This is a genomic window from Streptococcus mitis, from assembly GCF_002096845.1.
Classification (GTDB): domain Bacteria; phylum Bacillota; class Bacilli; order Lactobacillales; family Streptococcaceae; genus Streptococcus; species Streptococcus mitis_A.
In genome coordinates, this window is record NZ_NCVK01000009.1 from 1 (window position 1) to 16,891 (window position 16,891).

The following is a 16,891-nucleotide window of genomic DNA, read 5'->3' on the forward strand; positions in this document are numbered from 1 at the left end:
ATTCTCTAAAATATTCTTCATCAAATTTTACAAAATCAAATCCATATTTGAATAAATTTTTGTTGTTCTTTCGATATCCTAAGCGTTCATCTTGTATTCTTTGAAGCTTATCTAAACCACTGACAAATTTTGAAACTTGTTCAGATATCATTCTTTGTTCTTCAGCCAAGTAATGTTCTAATGTTTGCCCATCTTCTAGTACTAGTTCACTCAATGAGTTCTTTTGTATATTACTTGTTCTATATTCTCTATAATCCGCATTCAAAAATAAATTTGAAGTCTGATAAACCTGAATCCCTAAAGAGTCTTCTGTTTTCTTGTTATCAAAAATAACATCTACATACACTCGTTCTGCAAAATCAATTATTCTATTATTTAATTTTTTCAAACAATAGTTTTTTTCAATAAAGAATTCTTTAAATAGTCTGTAAAATTTTTCTTCTACTTCATTTTGATAAAGTCTTGAAATAACTTTAAATAAATTCTTATCAAAAATATCAAATGAAACAATACCATCAGATAAGTCTGCTTCGATTTCTTTTTTAGCTAATTCACTTGAAAACAAGACAGACTCTTTCAAAACTTCGAGCATATTTGATTTCAATTGTTGCTCTCTAATTGTTTTAAAATCAGAAGCGTTAATAGATTCAAAAACAATTAAATAAAAGAGTGAGGGAAGCAATTTCTTCCAGTTTTCTTCATTACCCCATAACAATTCTGAAACACTTACATTCATATTCTTAGCAAGCAACTCTAAAACATATTCAGACAAATGAGTTCGACTATCTTTCATTAATCGACTCATTTTTTGTTTAGCTGTGTCTTTGTTTCCGCCGTAATATGCAAACATATCAGATACTTCTCCAATTCTTTCATCATGCAAAAACAAATACCAATAATATTTTAGTCCTTTTTGTGACTGTTCAGCTTTAAAACTTTTGACTGCTTCAGGTACTGCATCAATCGTTGAACGTTTTATAAATTCTACTGTGTTTTTAAACATTTAATGTCCTACTTTCTATAAGTTTATATTTAGAGTATAACACAATATATTGTACGTTGCAACCGATTTTATAATTTATTTTAAAAACTTTATTGTACAACTATTTCTTCCTTTATATATACTGTTTTTATGTTTCGTAATTATAATAGTTGTATGAAATGCTTCTATGTTTCCATCTGTTTTATTTCAACGAAATACAATTATATTTTTGATATACTTATCTTGTGAATGATGAATCACTTAATTTCATTTCATGTCACATGATTAAAATAGTTGTATGAGAATGTTTTTAAATGTCTGTTTTTCTCTCAATCGACACTCAACCTTAATCATGATACACTTAAAATGTAAATAAAGAAGGTTCAAATATTTACAAGAAAGCTTTAAAAGAAAGAACTAGCTTCAAGCTAGTAAAGGTAAAACTAATGGAAAAATTATTGCAAACAGGCTTATTTGGAAGCAATTCAAAACAATCAGGCGATTCAATTGTAAACGACCGTCGTACTGCCCCAGCTCTTACTAATATTTCAACTTGCGTTGCAGTTAGTGTTACAGAGCCAAAACCATTTTTCCCAATCATCGGTTTTGAGAAAAATCAAAATGGTAAAAACGCCCCAGTTTTTTCTGACAAATCAATTGGTTATGAAGTATTTTTATCAATGCCCAAAGATGATGGAGCAGTTAAATTGATTAGTCTTGTTGTCCCAACTTTAGAAATTGCGAACAAGATCCAGTTCAGACATTTGTATCAGTTAGTCAACCCACGCGGTCGCTATAAGTTCAAAAGTTATGATGTTATAGAAGTTTGGGCTGAAGATGTTAATGAAGTTAGATTGAAGTAGTGAGGAAATAGATATGAAAGAAATTTTTAAAGAATTAGATGACTTATCAGCTTTAGACTTGCCCATCGAATTGCGCAAGATTTTAGCAACATACATTAATTCTGAGGTTCAAGGACGAGTTTCATCTTTCGTGAATTTGAGTTTGGTTTACTCAGATGGACGTTACACTGATTTTATTCGCTCGTATATGTATTTGGAATTTAGGCGAAAAAAAATGTTAGATGACATGCAAGAAATTTGTAGGTATTTATGATTAGATACAGGTTAAATAAAAATACAGGTCATTTAAGTCCAGCTTTTCCCAATATTGTAACTCTACTCCAAGTTCTTGGAGTTGGGTTACTATCTTTTGGGATTGTTGTTAGATGGTTAGTATTTAAAGGAACAGAGATTGGTATTTTTAGAAGTGAAGCACAGTTTAGTTTGAATTTAATAGTGATTGGAATAGCTGTCTTGCTTTTGATTAATCTTGGGTTATTGATTCGGTTAGGTTTGAATCTATCAAAAATTGGGTCAATATCTTTATACTATCAGCTAAGATTGATAGAACGACAGACACACAAAGCGCTGTTGGATTCAGCAACTGCGAATCGCAAAGTTGGTAGCAAATTCATAGATGTTAGTAAAGCGCATGCGAGCTTCGAGAAGCTAAGCAGGCGCATCACGGTTAAAATCAAAAAATTAGCTGACCAGACTAATGACGATTTAGAAAAGTTTGCGGAAATGTTATCAGCTTGTTTAGTGGGTAAAAATCGTTCTTTAATTGTTTTAGATTATTGGTTGAGTGAAGATAATACAGAATTCATTTATTTATTAGATGATATTGTAGAAGCTAGAGCAAGACAGCTACGACCAAAGAAGATAACAGAATTAAGACCAATCAATGATTTTGAAATAACAGTTGAAGAAGGCTTGACATTTTCATTCTTGCGTTCTCCTCAAATTTTATTAGTTGGAAATACAAACAGCTCAAAAACAACGTTTTTAAAATCAATGCTTGCACAAGTATTCATGTTTAATGAAGATGTTGATTTAACAATCTTGGATGTTAAATCTGAGTTCAGCTCATGGGATTTTCTACCAGTTGGGACTATTTTATCAGACAGTGAAGAGATTTTAGAATATTTTGAAGAATTGTTGGAATTAGTTATTAAACGTGAAAAAGAAATTGCGAAATTGTCGGCACGTGATGATATTACTGGAGCAACTTTTGTCAATTTCGGTAAAGAGATGAAGATGAAGCTGTGTATTATCGAAGAATATTCTGCGATGTTATCAAGTATAACTGATACTAAAATGAGAAAAAGGGTTCAAGATTTGGTCTTGTCTATCGTATCTCGTTCTCGTTCGAGTGGTGTCTATATCTGTATCTGTATGCAACAACCGCGTTCGGAATTACTTTCAACAGCTATCAGAGATAATTTAGGTGTTCGTATCTGTTTATCAAATGGCGCTATTACTGACGAATTGGCTCGCATGGTATTTGGAGAAACAGATAATATTGATAATCATGCGCCACGATTTTCAGGATACATCATGACCACTGACGGACAGTTCAGTAAACCAAGAAAATTTTGGAATATCAATCTACACGAACACGGATTGGAAAAGATTAGTACATTTAAAAAAGCGTTTTTATACGGTCAACGATTAAGAAAGAAGTGTAAATAATGGGGTACTAGCATTCATGGGGGTATAGTAATGACCCCCATCCCAGTCCCCACCCCTAACGGGGTCAACTACAAAACAATAAAAAAGGAGTTATGTTATATGATTCAATGTGACGTTGATGAAATTTCATTTGTATTTTTACCAGATTTCAATGAAATGATGTCTAATTATGAAGCATTTGCTTCAAATATCTGTTTAAAAATTGATGAATTATTGGAATTAGAAAAGTACACGGTCAATTTCAAGTTAAATGAAAAAGGATTTGCAGGCTACAATTATATTGTCAATTTTGATGAATTTGAAATTCTATTATGTTTTAACACGGATAGCCCACGAATGGGGATATTTCTCAAATTCTCAGGTCAAGGTTTAAAACATTACTTGAAACGACGCGAAGAAGATAATCAAAAAATTTCGTATCGTCAATTAGTTCAAAAATTTTTTGAATTAGAAAATTATTTTAGTGGTAGTTGTAGAGTTTCAAGGATTGATTTTGCGATTGATTTTATAGATGAAGGTTTGAAAGTGAATCAGATTCATCAGGAGTTAAACAAGTCAATAATCAAATCAAAATACGTTGACAGTTTTACAAATACAATCAAATTAAGAAAAAATCAGTCAAATATCAGTACGATTAACACAAACAACAGAGTAGAAACAATCTATGTTGGTAGCAAGGCAAACAAAGGAAACTCTCTACTACTACGAATTTATGATAAAAAATTGGAGCAGGAGAAAAAGAAGGGCATCTTTTATGATGATGCCTTGAAATGTGATGATTGGGTGCGATTTGAAATGTCAATTAGGCAGGCTTACGCTAATCAAACTGGATTAGATATTTTAAAGTGCAGAAATGATAAAGAACTATCCAGTTTGATCTTTCAACGTTTTACTGACAAATATTTATTTTTCAAAAATGATGAATTATGGGATATTTCAAAGGTTATGCTGGAATACGTTTCGACTGATTTTGATTTATTGAGGTCAAAACCAAGGCGGAAGAATGACTTACTATCTACTTACATTTATTTGTTAAAAAATAGTGGTTTAGAATCTTTTCTATACAAGATTGACAAAATTTACGGTAAAGAATCAATTCAGGAATTTTTCAAGCATGTTTTGATTCATTTCAAAACAAAGTACAAACCCTCTCCTGATACGATTATATTTTTAAATAATCGAAAAGATGAACTAAAGAAAGAAAAGAAGCCGTGGGATGTATTCAAGTAAGAGAACGAAAGGAAAAAATATATGACGGATATGACGAAATTAAATCAAATTGAAGAGCTACTTAATACGCTCATTGTTATCATTCAACAAAAATTAAAAAGTAATAATTCTCATGGGATAGTCACACAAAAAGAACTATTGAAAATTTTACAGATTTCTCCTAACACTTTGAGGTCATGGGAAAATAAAGGTTTAAAACGTCTTGAGCCTCCGATTGAAGGAACACGTACAATTTATTATAAATTGGAAGATGTCATTGGATTTTTGACTATTTAACTTTAAGTATGTTAGAATAGAATTATCAAATAAAGAATGTGAGGGTCCTATTCTAGCCTTTTAATTGTCCGAAAAAAAGAGGCTATATGAGTAAAGAAATCATTCAACACAACAATAAAAAGATAACAAAAATCACAAAACAAAATGGCGTAATTAGTTATTCACTTAAAGGTGTTTACATTGGAACTGATGTAAAGACTGGTAAACGCATCACAAAAACTATCACTGCTAAGACATTGAAATCTTTGGATAGAAAAATTGTTGAAGCTAAAATTGAATTTGAAAAAGCTGGCTCTACCCTTAAAGAAACTATCAAAATTGATAACTTTGAAAGTCTAGCTGAGGTATGGTTTAGCAACTTCAAAACTTGGGTGTCTTCACAAAACACTATCAACCGAGTGAGGGGGTATCTTGATACCTATATTATTCCTCACTTTGGGGATTATAAACCTTGTCAAATTGAACCTGCTGATGTTCAACTTTGGGTAAATAAGCTAGCTAGAAAAGCAAAGAAATCTGTTGATTCCGGTGTAAAACGTGCCCCGAAAGGTAGTGCAAAAGATTTTGGTGCAATGGCTCACAAAGTCAGTGATATTTTTGATTTTGGCATTACAAACTGTGGGCTGACCACTAATCCAGCTAAATCAATCAAGATTCCACCTAAACCAAAAGCAAACAAAGAGCGTATCATGGTACTCCATGATGATAATCTGAAACATTGGTTATTTTACCTTGAGACCTTGCCCAATACCAGAGCAAATAGACGCTTTAAGGTCATTTGTAACACGCTATTAGCGTCTGCATTACGAATCAATGAGTTGCTAGCGTTAGAAATTACTGACCTTGATTTTGAAACTAATGAAATTCTTGTCAGTAAAACATTAATGTGGAAAAGTGCAAATAAAAAACTAGGTATCAAAGGGGAAATGGTTTGTAAGAAAACTCCTAAAACGGATTCTGGGAATCGTAGGGTTGCAGTTTCACTTTCAATCATGGAAAGTCTCAAAGAGTTTCACGAGGAAATGACTGGCTATTTTGAAAAGCATAGTCTACCAAAATCTTCGCTTATCTTCCCAACTATCTATGGCAACTATATGTGTGATAGAAATGAACGTGCAACCCTTAAAAAGCGATTAGTGGCTCTTGGTTTACCTGACTATGGTTTCCATCTTTTCCGCCATACACACGCTTCTATGATGTTAAATGCTGGTATGAACTGGAAAGAGCTACAACATAGAATGGGACACAAGTCCATATCAACAACTATGGATACCTATGCTGAATTAGCTCCTAAAAAGAAGTTTGAAGCAGTGGATATTTTCCTAAATAAAATGGAAGAGCTGGCAAGTTGATTCCATCACTACCTTTTTCACTACCTTTAAACTTAAAACTCTACAATCCTTGATAATATAGGGGATATAGGTCAATTATTTAACCCTTACAGAAGTTAAGTAAGCATTCAATACGAATCAATACAGAAGAAAAACGCTTGATTAGCGTTTTTTCTTTTTGTTAATTTCACTATATTGCAAGGGAAATCATTCGAATCACTACCTTTTTCACTACCTTTTTTGAAATAAGAATATTGATTCGGACGATTAAAAGCAAGAGAAACTTCATTATGAGGTTTCTCTTTTTTTATATTTTCATTCCTAAAAATTTTTGAAATAGAGTAATCTTTTCTAAAATTTTTGGAATCCAAAACGCAGTTCAATAATATACACTATTTTTTCTTGAACAAGCGAATGTAATCCTGTTTGCTATGAATAATATCTGATACAAAGACAGCTTTTCTGTCCTCTAAAATATGATAGAAGGCTAGGTAATCGCCTAAAATGATGCATCGAGTTTTGTGGGGTGGGTATATAATAACTCCTACTCTTTCATCAGCATCAAATCCTGCTTCTGGGAAGACCTCAAGACGCGCTAATCCGTAAAGAATATTTTTAACTGTGTTTGCTCCTGCCTGCTCTGAAAAATAGTTAGCTGAGATATAGTCTTTGATACCTCTTAGCTGTTCTTGTACCGTTTCGGAGATAATAAGGCTATATGCGTTCTCGTTAAATTCCAAGGTTAGCCCTCACTTCATCAAGGCTGTAAGTTCTTCCGTGTTCTAAATCTTCAAAGCTACGGGCAATTTCAGCACGCAACCCTGATAGAAGTTCTTCTCTTTCTTTGTCTACTTGAGTTTCAAATGGCAAGGCTTTATTTTCCACAATGTGTTCCAAAAACAAGTTGAAACTGGCTGTCATATCAAGATTTTGCGCTGTGATAATAGCTTTAGCCTTCTCTAACAAGTCTCTGTTAGTCTTAAAGTTTACCTGTGTGTTTTTTTCTAAAACATTCATGGTAGTACCTCCTTTAGACTATTATATCACTTTGAACTATATCGGTCTAGTTGCGTATAGACGATTATAGCTGGATACTAAGAGAAATCAAAAAGCACTAAGGGAAAGTGACCCAAAGTGCTTAATATCAAGGCTTCAAAGCCTATCTTATTCAATAAAATATTACAACATTTTGTTGTAGAATTCAACGACAAGTGCTTCGTTGATTTCTGGGTTGATTTCATCGCGTTCTGGTAAACGAGTCAATGAACCTTCCAATTTTTCAGCATCGAATGATACGAATGCTGGACGTCCAAGAGTAGCTTCTACTGCTTCAAGGATAGCTGGAACTTTCAATGATTTTTCACGAACTGAGATCACTTGACCTGGAGTTACGCGGTATGATGGGATATCAACGCGTTTTCCGTCAACAAGGATGTGACCGTGGTTTACGAATTGACGAGCTTGACGACGAGTAGTCGCAAGACCAAGACGGTAGACAACGTTATCCAAACGGCGTTCCAAAAGAAGCATGAAGTTGAAACCTAGGATTCCGCCTTTGATTTTTGTAGCTTGTACGAACAAGTTACGGAATTGTTTTTCACCTACACCGTAAGTGAAACGAAGTTTTTGTTTTTCAGCCAATTGCAAACCGTATTCTGACAATTTAGAACGGTTGTTTGGTCCGTGTTGTCCTGGTACGTAGTTACGACGTGCCAATTCTTTACCTGTACCTGTAAGTGAAAGGCCAAGGCGACGAGCTTGTTTCCAAGATGGTCCTGTATAACGTGACATGTGAATGTCCTCCTGATATAAATAATATTTCGGTGGAAATAGTCACTTAGAAAGCCCTGATTCGTGCAGATGCCCTTCGCCTAAACAGCCAAGGTTACTTATCATAAGACACCTGTTGACGAGCTTCATGCTTTCCTGCTGATATTTCGCACAAAATCCATTCTACCATGAATGGCTAGATTTGTAAAGGGGTTTTAAGCTTTATTTTCATTACCAAAGAGATTGAGAAGGAGGGTAAAGGTGCTTCCTAGACCGTACTGGCTGCTGACTGTGATTTCCCCACCCAATTGATGGGCCAATTCACGCGCAATCGCAAGTCCTAAGCCATGACCACCTGTTTTCATGTTACGCGAAGTTTCTACACGATAAAGGCGTTTGAAAATATTCTCCAAATCCTCTGGGGCAATCCCCTGTCCTTCATCGGTCACACTGATTGAAAGCTGGTTCTTCTCCAGCTTAGCCACCACTTCCAACTTTGTCCCTGGAGCAGAGTATTTAAAAGCGTTATTGACCAGATTCACCAAGATACGAGAAAGTTTGGCATAATCTCCCTCAATTCGGGCAGACTCAGGGATTACCTGCAAATGGACATCTCGCTCTTCCTGCTCAATCAAGAACTGAAATTCACTCATGCACTCAATCAAGAGCTGGTCCAAAAAAATGCTGTCTTTGCTGGTCGTTTCGACCTGATTTCTAGCTGTGTTTAGAGTCAAAAAATTCAACTCCTCAACCAGTTTATTGAGTCTTTCCGTCTGACGCCCAATGGTTGCTAGATAATGGTCCTGTTCTCCTTCCTTGATAACCCCATCCAAAATCCCTTCTACCGTCGCTTGGATTGAAGTGATGGGGGTCTTGATATCATGCGATAGCTGGGCAATCATCAAGCCCTTTTCACGTTCGCTTTCCTCCAAGGAATCAAAGGTGGCCTGCAAATCATGGGACATTTCATTGAAAGCTTGGCCTAATTGTTGAAATTCTACAGGGCCTTGAACCTCCAGATTTGATGGAAAGTCCTTATCCGCTACCCGCTTGGCATGTTCCTTGAGTTTGCCCAACGAAGTAAAGACCGGCGATAGGAGAAAGAGACTAATCCCAGCACCGATAAAACTAGCCACGAGAGTCATCCCCACTAGGAAATAAATTTCTCTTTCTTCAATTAGCATTCGCTGGATGGCCCAAAAAACCACGATAATCGTTAGGAGTGTTGAAATGATATACCCCACTAAAATATAACTTTTTAATTTCATTGACTACCTCGTGCTTTCTCAATTTTGTAGCCCAAGCCCCAGACGGTTTTGATAGTCGGTGTTTCTGCACTAGCATGTTTAACCAACTCCTGTCGAAGAGCATGAATATGAACATTCAAGGTATTGGTATCATCTACGTAGTCTTCTTGCCAGACCTTTTCATAGAGGTCTGTCTTAGAGAAAACCCGCTCTGGATTGCTGGCTAAAAGCCATAGAAGGTCGAAGGATTTGACTGTCAAATCAAGCGCCACATCTCCGACTTGGACCTCATGGCTACCGTGATTCATCCGTAAATCCCCGAGACTGACGACCTCTGTCTCACCTCCACGATGAAGGCGCCGCAAGATATTGTGGACACGCAAAACCAGCTCACGAGGGCTAAATGGCTTGGCAATAAAGTCATCTGCCCCTAAGCTCAGGCCATAAATCTTGTCCTGCTCGCTAGTCTTAGCCGTGATAAAGAGAAAAGGCTGATCTGGAGATTGATACTGAACCTCACTAATCAAATCATAACCATCCATCCGAGGCATCATGATATCTGTAATAATCAAATCAATTGGTTTTCGCTTGAAGATTTCTAAGGCCTCTGCTCCATCATGGGCCACCAAAACATTATATCCTGCCTGAACCAGATAACGTTGATGAATATCTGTGATTTCTACCTCGTCGTCAACGAGTAAAATTGTCTTTCCCATCTGTCTCTCCTTTGAAAAAAACAGTGCTATACCACAATAGTATAACACTATTTTAATCTCTTTACGAACATTCTAAACGATATCTGGATTTTTCATATCCTAGATAGAAAGTCTGTAACTAGACTAGTCATTTTCTTCTTTTTTAGCTTTCAAACCGAGTCCACCTAGAAGTCCGGCCAAAGCTAATCCAAAGAATCCAATAGTAGCCATTGATGTTTGGGCTTCACCAGTATATGGAAGCATGTCTTTTTGGTTTTTCATTTGATCAGCCATCATTGGAGTTGACACCTTGTTAGTAGATGTCATCTTGCCTTCATCAGACATTTTGCTTGAGGTTGCTGGAGCTTGATCTTGTTTCATGCTTGGTGTTGTCATTGGCTGGCTAGCATTCATAGTTTTGTCCTGCTCTTTGTTAGACATCATCTTATCCTGACTAGCAGCTGGCATTTTAGATTTCATCTCATCTTGATTGGCACTTGGCATTTGAGCGTTCATCTTAGACGCATCTTGATGACTATTCATCATTGGGGCCGGCATAGCTGAACCATTAGAAGATGGGACGAAACCTGACTGCATCGGAATCAGAGACTGATGTCCATTCAAGTTCACTGTCAAATCCTTAGTCGCTACGAGGTTGCTCAAATCAGCCTTGCCGTCTTTTGCACCGTACACCTTGATGGTAGCTTTATAGCTTTGAGTACCATTTTGTTTCAAGAGGTCAAGAAGATCTTTATCAGATTTGCCTTGGGTACCAGCCAAATCTACTTCGTAGAAGTAGAGACCTTTGCCCAATTTCTCTACTGGTGGAAGAGCAGGATTTTTAGCTGAGCCGTTGTCTGACCATGGAGCCTTGTCGGATGCTTTCAAGATAAGGCGAGTCAACATACCGTCACCGGCGAAGAATTCGTATGGAATGACTTGGTTGACACCAGCTGTGAATGGGCCAGGAAAATTGGCTTTGTCCAAGTAAGTAGCTGGGACATCCACTGTGTCTTTGGTGTTGTCAGCCACACCTTTTTGGACTTCGGCTGGGGTAGTCAAGCCGTTCAAGTTGACATCCAAATCCTTTGTCGCTACGAGATTGCTCAAATCAGCCTTGCCATCTTTAGCACCGTACACCTTGATGGTAGCTTTATAGCTTTGAGTGCCGTTTTGTTTCAAGAGGTCAAGCAACTCTTTATCTGATTTGCCTTGAGTCCCTGCCAAATCTACTTCGTAGAAGTAAAGGCCTTTGCCCAATTTCTCTACTGGTGGAAGAGCGGGATTTTTAGCTGAACCGTTGTCTGACCATGGAGCCTTGTCTGATGCTTTCAAGATAAGGCGAGTCAACATACCGTCACCAGCGAAGAATTCATATGGGATAACTTGGTTGACACCAGCTGTGAATGGGCCTGGGAAGTTAGCCTTGTCCAAGTAAGTAGCTGGGACATCCACTGTATCTTTAGTGTTGTCAGCTACGCCTTTTTGGACTTCAGCTGGAGTGGTTAAGCCGTTCAGGTTAACATCCAAATCCTTAGTCGCTACGAGGTTGCTCAAATCAGCCTTGCCGTCTTTTGCACCGTACACCTTGATGGTAGCTTTATAGCTTTGAGTACCATTTTGTTTCAAGAGGTCAAGAAGATCTTTATCAGATTTGCCTTGGGTACCAGCCAAATCTACTTCGTAGAAGTAGAGACCTTTGCCCAATTTCTCTACTGGTGGAAGAGCAGGATTTTTAGCTGAGCCGTTGTCTGACCATGGAGCCTTGTCGGATGCTTTCAAGATAAGGCGAGTCAACATACCGTCACCAGCGAAGAATTCGTATGGGATAACTTGGTTGACACCGGCTGTGAATGGGCCTGGGAAATTCGCTTTATCCAAGTAAGTGGCTGGGACATCTACTGTGTCTTTAGTATTGTCAGCCACACCTTTTTGAACTTCAGCTGGAGTGGTTGCTGGTTGCGCTTCATTTGCTTCACGGTCTTGTCCAGCAACTGTAGCTGCAGGACTTTCCACAGGTTTAACCGCATCTTCCGTTTCTTTCTTAGATTCTGGTTTTGCTTGCACTTCTTCTTTTGGCGCTACCACTTGGTCTTTATCAGCTACATTCACTTTTTCTGGAGAGCTTGTAGCATCCAAGCTTGCCTTAGGTGCTGAGTCTGCCTGTTCTGAAGGAAGAGCTGTATCGACTGCTACTTTGAGAACTTCTACTGGTAAGTCGCTCTTTTCACTCACCGAAGTAGCATCTGGCACAACTTGAGCAGGGGTCGGATTGAGCCCATCGGCATGTACAGAACTTGGTTGACCAACTAGGACAAAGAAGCCACTGGCTACAACAACTGAGGCAACACCGACACTAAGACGGCGAATAGACCAACGAGTATATCTTTGATTTGGATTGAATTTCATAGGATTCTCCTTAGAGTTTTCTTTATTTGATGACTCTAGTATAATCTCCTAAAATTAAAAAGGATTAAGAAAAAGTTAAAATTTTTCTTAAATCCCTCTTATAAAATACTTATATTAATTAAATCCATAAACAGATTTGGTGATTTGATAGACGACATTGGAAAGTTTGCGAGCTGGCAAGACTGAATGTTTGGTCAAACGGCTCAACATAGTCTTCCGAATAGCCTGAAAAACCTCTGGATTTTCCTGCTGAATATAGGTCCACAGCTCTCGTTTTTTGGCAAGATGCTCTGCTGTGCCTGCTCGGTTGAGCAGGGCACTAGAAATCACCGTCGTAATCTCAATATGATTCAGTAGATATTCTCGCATTTTGGGATAACTCACTTTGGACAAGTCAAGCTGGTCTACTAAAAGACGATTAACCTTGAGTTGCTGGTCAATGCGCTTAATCATCACTTGCTCATTGACAGACTGGTCCTCACGCCCAATCAAATAACGATAGAAATCGACAGGCAGATAGTACATGGTCTTGACCTGCTGAAGGGGGGTAAAGACAAAGAGATTGTCGACATAAAAGGTATGCTCAGGCAATTGGAACTGGCTCGCTCGCAACAAATTTGTCCGATAAATCAGCGAGTGCATCATGATATACTGGCCTTTTGAGAAATTTCCAACCTGATCCCAGCCAAAAATCTGCTGGACAGGCAAGACGGACTCATAACTCATACTCTTCTTACGAGACTGACCTTCCTTTTCATAGACAAAATTGGTCACAAAGGCGTCAACTTCCTGCCCCTCGCTCTCAAGTTCCTGCAAGGTTTCAAGAATTTTCAAGTAGGCACGGGGATCCACCCAGTCATCACTATCCACTACTTTAAAATAACGCCCAGAAGCCTCCGCCAAGCCGCGATTGACCGCACCGCCATGACCTTTATTTTCCTGATAGATGGCTCTAACAATGCTAGGATACTTGCTAGCTAAACGCTCAGCTATTTCCTGAGTCTGGTCCTGAGACCCATCATTGATAATCAAAATCTCAACTTGCTCACCACCAATCACTAGCGATTCCACACAGTAATGAAGATAGGCTGCGGCATTATAGCTAGGAATGGCGATAGACAATAACTTCATAATCTACTCCTTTAGGGAACTGATTTTTTCTTATACTCAATGAAAATCAAAGAGCAAACTAGGAAACTAGCCGCAGGTTGCTCAAAGTACAGCTTTGAGGTTGCAGATAAAACTGACGAAGTCAGCTCAAAACACTGTTTTGAGGTTGTGGATAGAACTGACGAAGTCAGTAACCATACCTACGGCAAGGCGACGTTGACGTGGTTTGAAGAGATTTTCGAAGAGTATTACTCTCTCTTGTCACTCCTTTCTATTCTACCATAAAATCCAGCTTCTGAAGGACTTTTACTGGAATACAAGGTGTTCTACCTCTATTTGCTATCTTGAACATCAAAAAAAGAGGGGATTCCCCTCCTTAGGAATTTAATTCTGCTAAGTCATCTAGATACTGGTTGTTAATGACTGCCAAGATATAGGCACCTGCCTTCAAGAGATCATTAGGGCCAAACTGGACATCTAGCGGTGAATTTTCTTGTTCACGAAATCCTAGGACATTGAGATTGTATTTACCACGTAAATCTAGCTGGCTCAGGCTTTGACCTGCCCACACACTAGGAATTTTCATCTCTACGATAGACACATTTTTATCCAACTGAAAGACATCAACATTGTTATGAAAGAGAATGGTCTGCGCTAGGGACTGCCCCATTTCATACTCAGGTGAGATCACCGAATCAGCACCGATTTTTTCTAGTACCTTCTTAGCTGTCTGGCTTTTGACCTTGGCAATAACCCGTGGCACCCCCAAACTCTTACAATGCATGACTGCAAGCACACTCGACTCCAGATTTTCCCCTGTTGCTACTACAACCGTATCACAGGTATCAATTCCTGCCGTTCTGAGGAGTTCCTCATCTGTAATATCGCCAACAACTCCACGCGCCAAAACTGGCTCAAACTGATTGATGTGCTCGGCGTGGTCATCGATGGCAATGATATTCATATCTTGCTTGGCAAGGGCCGTCAGGACACTACTCCCGAAAATCCCCAAACCTAAAATTCCAATCGTACGATCTGACATAGTTCTTCCTTTCTTATCCAATACTAATATCTGCTTTCATATACTGAATCAAATCTTTCTTATCAGGCTGGTAGTCAGCTAGACTAACCAGCAAGGTCAAGGGACCGATACGGCCAATAAACATGAGCACCATGACAATACTGAGGGCCAACTTGCCCAATTCTGGTGTCAGATTTGCCGTTACCCCAACTGTCGCAAGAGCTGAAATGGTCTCAAACATAAGGTAGATAAATCGCGGTGTTCCTTCTGCCGTAATTCCCAGCAACACCAAGCCCAACAAGAAGGTCATCAAAAAGATAATGAAGACACTAAAGGATTTTTGGACTGTGCGAGCCTCAATAGTTCTCTGCGCAACATTGGCGTGAGGTAAGCCCAGCAATTCACTACGCGCAAAAACCAACAAGACAAAGAAAGTCGTAATCTTGAGACCCCCAGCCGTCCCTCCAGGCGCTCCACCGAGAAACATCTGTAGGATATAGATAAACAAGGTCACAGGCCGAGCTTGGGTATAGTCAATAGAAGCAAAACCAGCTGTTCTCATACTGACAGTTTGGAAAAAGCTAACCAGCACTTTCTCTGGAACACTGAGATTGCCAATGGTTCCTGGATTGTGCCACTCCGTAAAGAGTGTGGATACTGTCCCAAACAGCAAAATCCCTGCAGTCAAGAAAAGGACCAACTTGGTGTGGAAACGCAGACGGCGTTTTTTCTTCTTGTCAAACTGGGTTGCCAAGTCAAACCAAACCATAAAGCCGAGACCACCCGTGATAATCAAGCCAGCAATGACAAGATTGATCAAGGGATCCGTCTGAAAAGCCACTAAACTGCTACTGCCGAAATTATCAAAACCAGCATTACAAAAGGCTGAAATAGCTAAAAAGATAGAGGTAAAAATGCCTCGTCCCCAGCCAAACTCAGGAATAAAACGGAAACTTAGTAGAAAGGCACCCAAACCCTCCACCAGAAAAGTCGTCAAAAAGATGGAACGCATAAAAGACTTCAAAGACTTACTTTCCCCATAACTAAAACTCTCCTGAATGGTTTCACGACTGCGAAGACTGAGCTTTTGATTACCCTGAATATAAAAGACCCCGATAAAAGTCATGAGCCCCAGACCACCAATCTGTATCAAGAACATACAAATCAACTGACCCCAGACATTATAGGTAGTAGCCACTGGTTGCGTAAAAAGGCCAGTCACACAGACCATGGACACCGTCGTAAAAAGATGGTCAAAATAAGTGGCCTGAGAACCATTTGCCTGAACAAAAGGCAAACTCAAAAGAAGAGAGCCTATAAAAATAACTCCAGCGAAACTCAGAAAAATCCGACGAGCTGGCGAAAGTCCACCCAAAGCTCTTTCAATTTTTTTCACAAATAATTTGAATAACATACATCCATTGTACCATAAAAAGAAGGAGAGTAGCTAGATCTGAGAAGTTATCTCAAGGCAAAGTTCCAAGGCCTTCTCGAAAGCTTCTGAACCCCAGTCACGACTATCGTACTGGTCCAAGTCTGCTAAGGAATCAGCTGTGAACAACAATTCTCCCCAGAGAACCCCACGCAGTTGGGCTACTGCCGCAAGCGCAGAACACTCCATCTCCACAACAGCACAGCCTTCTTCCTTGCGATAAGCCACCTTTTCAGCCGTTTCTCGGTAAAAACCATCTGTCGTCCAGGTCATAACTTCTTCATAAGGAATCCCTCTGACTTCCAAAACTCGCTCAATAGCAGCAATGGCTTCTGGCTGAATTTCCATATAACGAGAAGGCGCCACATAGTGATAACTAGCTCCTTCATCTCGTAGAGCCCGAACAGGGACTAGAAAGGCATTTTCTTCTATATCAGCCAGCACACCACAGGTACCCGTAGAGATAATCTGCTCCACACCATAGCCAATCAACCAATCCATAAACTGAGCCGCTGGAGCGGAGCCGACAGGTGCCTGAGCCAGACAAATTTCCTCACCCTTGTAGTTGATAACATAGACTGGATAGGTCTTGGTAGCAGAAATGAATTCGCCGACACAATCCGCCCCTACTTCCCTCGCATAGCGGTCAATCTCCTCACCTAAAAAAGCATAGACACACTTCTTGGGCAAATGCAAATCCAGCCCCTCGTGATTGGGCATGATAACCGCCTGAGGATTGTCATCAAACTCTAAAATGGGAATCGCATGTTTCTGAATCATAACCCACCTCCTCTAATTTTGTACTATTGTATCAAAAGCTGACCGAGTGTCAAGGAGGAAGTTGATAACTTGAG

18 protein-coding genes are annotated in these 16,891 nt (G+C 38.9%); 7 read left to right on the forward strand and 11 right to left on the reverse strand.

Annotated features, from left to right (window positions below; translation table 11 throughout):
• Positions 1-1,003: hypothetical protein (locus B7695_RS02855; protein ID WP_084889607.1), on the reverse strand; the 1,003-nt coding region annotated here is incomplete at its 3' end.
• 425 nt (positions 1,004-1,428) lie between these two features.
• Here B7695_RS02855 and B7695_RS02860 point away from each other — a divergent pair.
• The 6 genes from B7695_RS02860 to B7695_RS02885 all read left to right on the forward strand — a co-directional run bounded on the left by B7695_RS02860 (position 1,429) and on the right by B7695_RS02885 (position 6,374).
• Complete coding sequence (locus tag B7695_RS02860) at positions 1,429-1,845, forward strand: hypothetical protein (RefSeq protein WP_084889608.1); 417 nt, start codon at positions 1,429-1,431, stop codon at positions 1,843-1,845.
• A 13-nt stretch (positions 1,846-1,858) separates the two neighbouring features.
• On the forward strand, positions 1,859-2,098 hold the full coding sequence (locus B7695_RS02865) for a hypothetical protein (protein WP_084889609.1): 240 nt from the start codon (positions 1,859-1,861) through the stop codon (positions 2,096-2,098).
• Entirely contained in the window at positions 2,095-3,516 is a 1,422-nt protein-coding gene (locus B7695_RS02870) for an FtsK/SpoIIIE domain-containing protein (RefSeq protein ID WP_084889610.1), read from the forward strand. Before B7695_RS02865 ends, B7695_RS02870 begins: the two co-directional genes overlap by 4 nt.
• Before the next feature lie 99 nt (positions 3,517-3,615).
• Complete coding sequence (locus B7695_RS02875; protein WP_084889611.1) at positions 3,616-4,746, forward strand: replication initiation factor domain-containing protein; 1,131 nt, start codon at positions 3,616-3,618, stop codon at positions 4,744-4,746.
• 21 nt (positions 4,747-4,767) lie between these two features.
• A complete protein-coding gene (locus tag B7695_RS02880; protein WP_084889612.1) occupies positions 4,768-5,022 on the forward strand; it encodes a MerR family transcriptional regulator in 255 nt (84 codons plus the stop codon).
• Between the two features lie 86 nt (positions 5,023-5,108).
• Positions 5,109-6,374: a tyrosine-type recombinase/integrase gene (locus B7695_RS02885; protein WP_084889613.1), complete on the forward strand. Its 1,266-nt coding sequence runs from the start codon at positions 5,109-5,111 to the stop codon at positions 6,372-6,374.
• 371 nt (positions 6,375-6,745) lie between these two features.
• On the opposite strand, the gene B7695_RS02890 is transcribed toward B7695_RS02885, so the two are convergent.
• The 7 genes from B7695_RS02890 to B7695_RS02920 form a co-directional block, all read right to left on the reverse strand.
• The gene (locus B7695_RS02890; protein WP_084889614.1) at positions 6,746-7,093 is read right to left on the reverse strand and encodes a type II toxin-antitoxin system RelE/ParE family toxin; all 348 of its coding nucleotides are present in this window, start codon (positions 7,091-7,093) and stop codon (positions 6,746-6,748) included.
• Positions 7,083-7,370 (reverse strand): type II toxin-antitoxin system RelB/ParD family antitoxin, encoded by a 288-nt coding sequence (relB, locus tag B7695_RS02895; protein WP_023939238.1) that lies wholly within the window; start codon positions 7,368-7,370, stop codon positions 7,083-7,085. The genes B7695_RS02890 and relB overlap by 11 nt, the downstream gene beginning before the upstream one ends.
• A gap of 162 nt (positions 7,371-7,532) precedes the next feature.
• On the reverse strand, positions 7,533-8,144 hold the full coding sequence (gene rpsD, locus B7695_RS02900; protein ID WP_000092756.1) for a 30S ribosomal protein S4: 612 nt from the start codon (positions 8,142-8,144) through the stop codon (positions 7,533-7,535).
• Positions 8,145-8,338: 194 nt separating this feature from the next.
• Positions 8,339-9,391 carry a sensor histidine kinase gene (locus tag B7695_RS02905; RefSeq protein ID WP_084889615.1) on the reverse strand — a complete coding sequence of 351 codons (1,053 nt, stop codon included), beginning with the start codon at positions 9,389-9,391 and terminating at the stop codon, positions 8,339-8,341.
• On the reverse strand, positions 9,388-10,086 hold the full coding sequence (locus tag B7695_RS02910) for a response regulator transcription factor (RefSeq protein ID WP_084889616.1): 699 nt from the start codon (positions 10,084-10,086) through the stop codon (positions 9,388-9,390). The genes B7695_RS02905 and B7695_RS02910 overlap by 4 nt, the downstream gene beginning before the upstream one ends.
• A gap of 123 nt (positions 10,087-10,209) precedes the next feature.
• A complete protein-coding gene (locus B7695_RS02915) occupies positions 10,210-12,474 on the reverse strand; it encodes an SSURE domain-containing protein (RefSeq protein WP_084889617.1) in 2,265 nt (754 codons plus the stop codon).
• A 114-nt stretch (positions 12,475-12,588) separates the two neighbouring features.
• On the reverse strand, positions 12,589-13,605 hold the full coding sequence (locus B7695_RS02920; RefSeq protein WP_084889618.1) for a glycosyltransferase family 2 protein: 1,017 nt from the start codon (positions 13,603-13,605) through the stop codon (positions 12,589-12,591).
• Positions 13,606-13,644: 39 nt separating this feature from the next.
• Between B7695_RS02920 and B7695_RS11360 the strand changes: the two genes are divergently transcribed.
• Positions 13,645-13,869, forward strand: coding sequence for a hypothetical protein (locus tag B7695_RS11360; RefSeq protein WP_084889619.1), 225 nt, complete (start codon positions 13,645-13,647; stop codon positions 13,867-13,869).
• A gap of 91 nt (positions 13,870-13,960) precedes the next feature.
• Here B7695_RS11360 and B7695_RS02930 read toward each other — a convergent pair whose 3' ends face one another.
• From B7695_RS02930 to B7695_RS02940, 3 genes are read right to left on the reverse strand one after another with little or no spacing between them, the layout of a single operon-like run.
• Positions 13,961-14,626 (reverse strand): potassium channel family protein, encoded by a 666-nt coding sequence (locus B7695_RS02930; RefSeq protein WP_084889620.1) that lies wholly within the window; start codon positions 14,624-14,626, stop codon positions 13,961-13,963.
• Positions 14,627-14,639: 13 nt separating this feature from the next.
• Positions 14,640-16,019, reverse strand: coding sequence for a TrkH family potassium uptake protein (locus B7695_RS02935; RefSeq protein WP_084889621.1), 1,380 nt, complete (start codon positions 16,017-16,019; stop codon positions 14,640-14,642).
• Between the two features lie 33 nt (positions 16,020-16,052).
• Positions 16,053-16,817 carry a nucleoside phosphorylase gene (locus B7695_RS02940; protein ID WP_084889622.1) on the reverse strand — a complete coding sequence of 255 codons (765 nt, stop codon included), beginning with the start codon at positions 16,815-16,817 and terminating at the stop codon, positions 16,053-16,055.
• Between the last annotated feature and the right edge of the window lie 74 nt (positions 16,818-16,891).

Bases quoted from the DNA above. Each gene is read 5' to 3' on its own strand.
- B7695_RS02860 (WP_084889608.1), top strand. From the start codon at position 1,429: ATGGAAAAATTATTGCAAACAGGCTTATTTGGAAGCAATTCAAAACAA.
- B7695_RS02865 (WP_084889609.1), top strand. From the start codon at position 1,859: ATGAAAGAAATTTTTAAAGAATTAGATGACTTATCAGCTTTAGACTTG.
- B7695_RS02870 (WP_084889610.1), top strand. From the start codon at position 2,095: ATGATTAGATACAGGTTAAATAAAAATACAGGTCATTTAAGTCCAGCT.
- B7695_RS02875 (WP_084889611.1), top strand. From the start codon at position 3,616: ATGATTCAATGTGACGTTGATGAAATTTCATTTGTATTTTTACCAGAT.
- B7695_RS02880 (WP_084889612.1), top strand. From the start codon at position 4,768: ATGACGGATATGACGAAATTAAATCAAATTGAAGAGCTACTTAATACG.
- B7695_RS02885 (WP_084889613.1), top strand. From the start codon at position 5,109: ATGAGTAAAGAAATCATTCAACACAACAATAAAAAGATAACAAAAATC.
- relB (WP_023939238.1), bottom strand. From the start codon at position 7,370: ATGAATGTTTTAGAAAAAAACACACAGGTAAACTTTAAGACTAACAGA.
- rpsD (WP_000092756.1), bottom strand. From the start codon at position 8,144: ATGTCACGTTATACAGGACCATCTTGGAAACAAGCTCGTCGCCTTGGC.
- B7695_RS02905 (WP_084889615.1), bottom strand. From the start codon at position 9,391: ATGAAATTAAAAAGTTATATTTTAGTGGGGTATATCATTTCAACACTC.
- B7695_RS02910 (WP_084889616.1), bottom strand. From the start codon at position 10,086: ATGGGAAAGACAATTTTACTCGTTGACGACGAGGTAGAAATCACAGAT.
- B7695_RS02915 (WP_084889617.1), bottom strand. From the start codon at position 12,474: ATGAAATTCAATCCAAATCAAAGATATACTCGTTGGTCTATTCGCCGT.
- B7695_RS02920 (WP_084889618.1), bottom strand. From the start codon at position 13,605: ATGAAGTTATTGTCTATCGCCATTCCTAGCTATAATGCCGCAGCCTAT.
- B7695_RS11360 (WP_084889619.1), top strand. From the start codon at position 13,645: ATGAAAATCAAAGAGCAAACTAGGAAACTAGCCGCAGGTTGCTCAAAG.
- B7695_RS02930 (WP_084889620.1), bottom strand. From the start codon at position 14,626: ATGTCAGATCGTACGATTGGAATTTTAGGTTTGGGGATTTTCGGGAGT.
- B7695_RS02935 (WP_084889621.1), bottom strand. From the start codon at position 16,019: ATGTTATTCAAATTATTTGTGAAAAAAATTGAAAGAGCTTTGGGTGGA.
- B7695_RS02940 (WP_084889622.1), bottom strand. From the start codon at position 16,817: ATGATTCAGAAACATGCGATTCCCATTTTAGAGTTTGATGACAATCCT.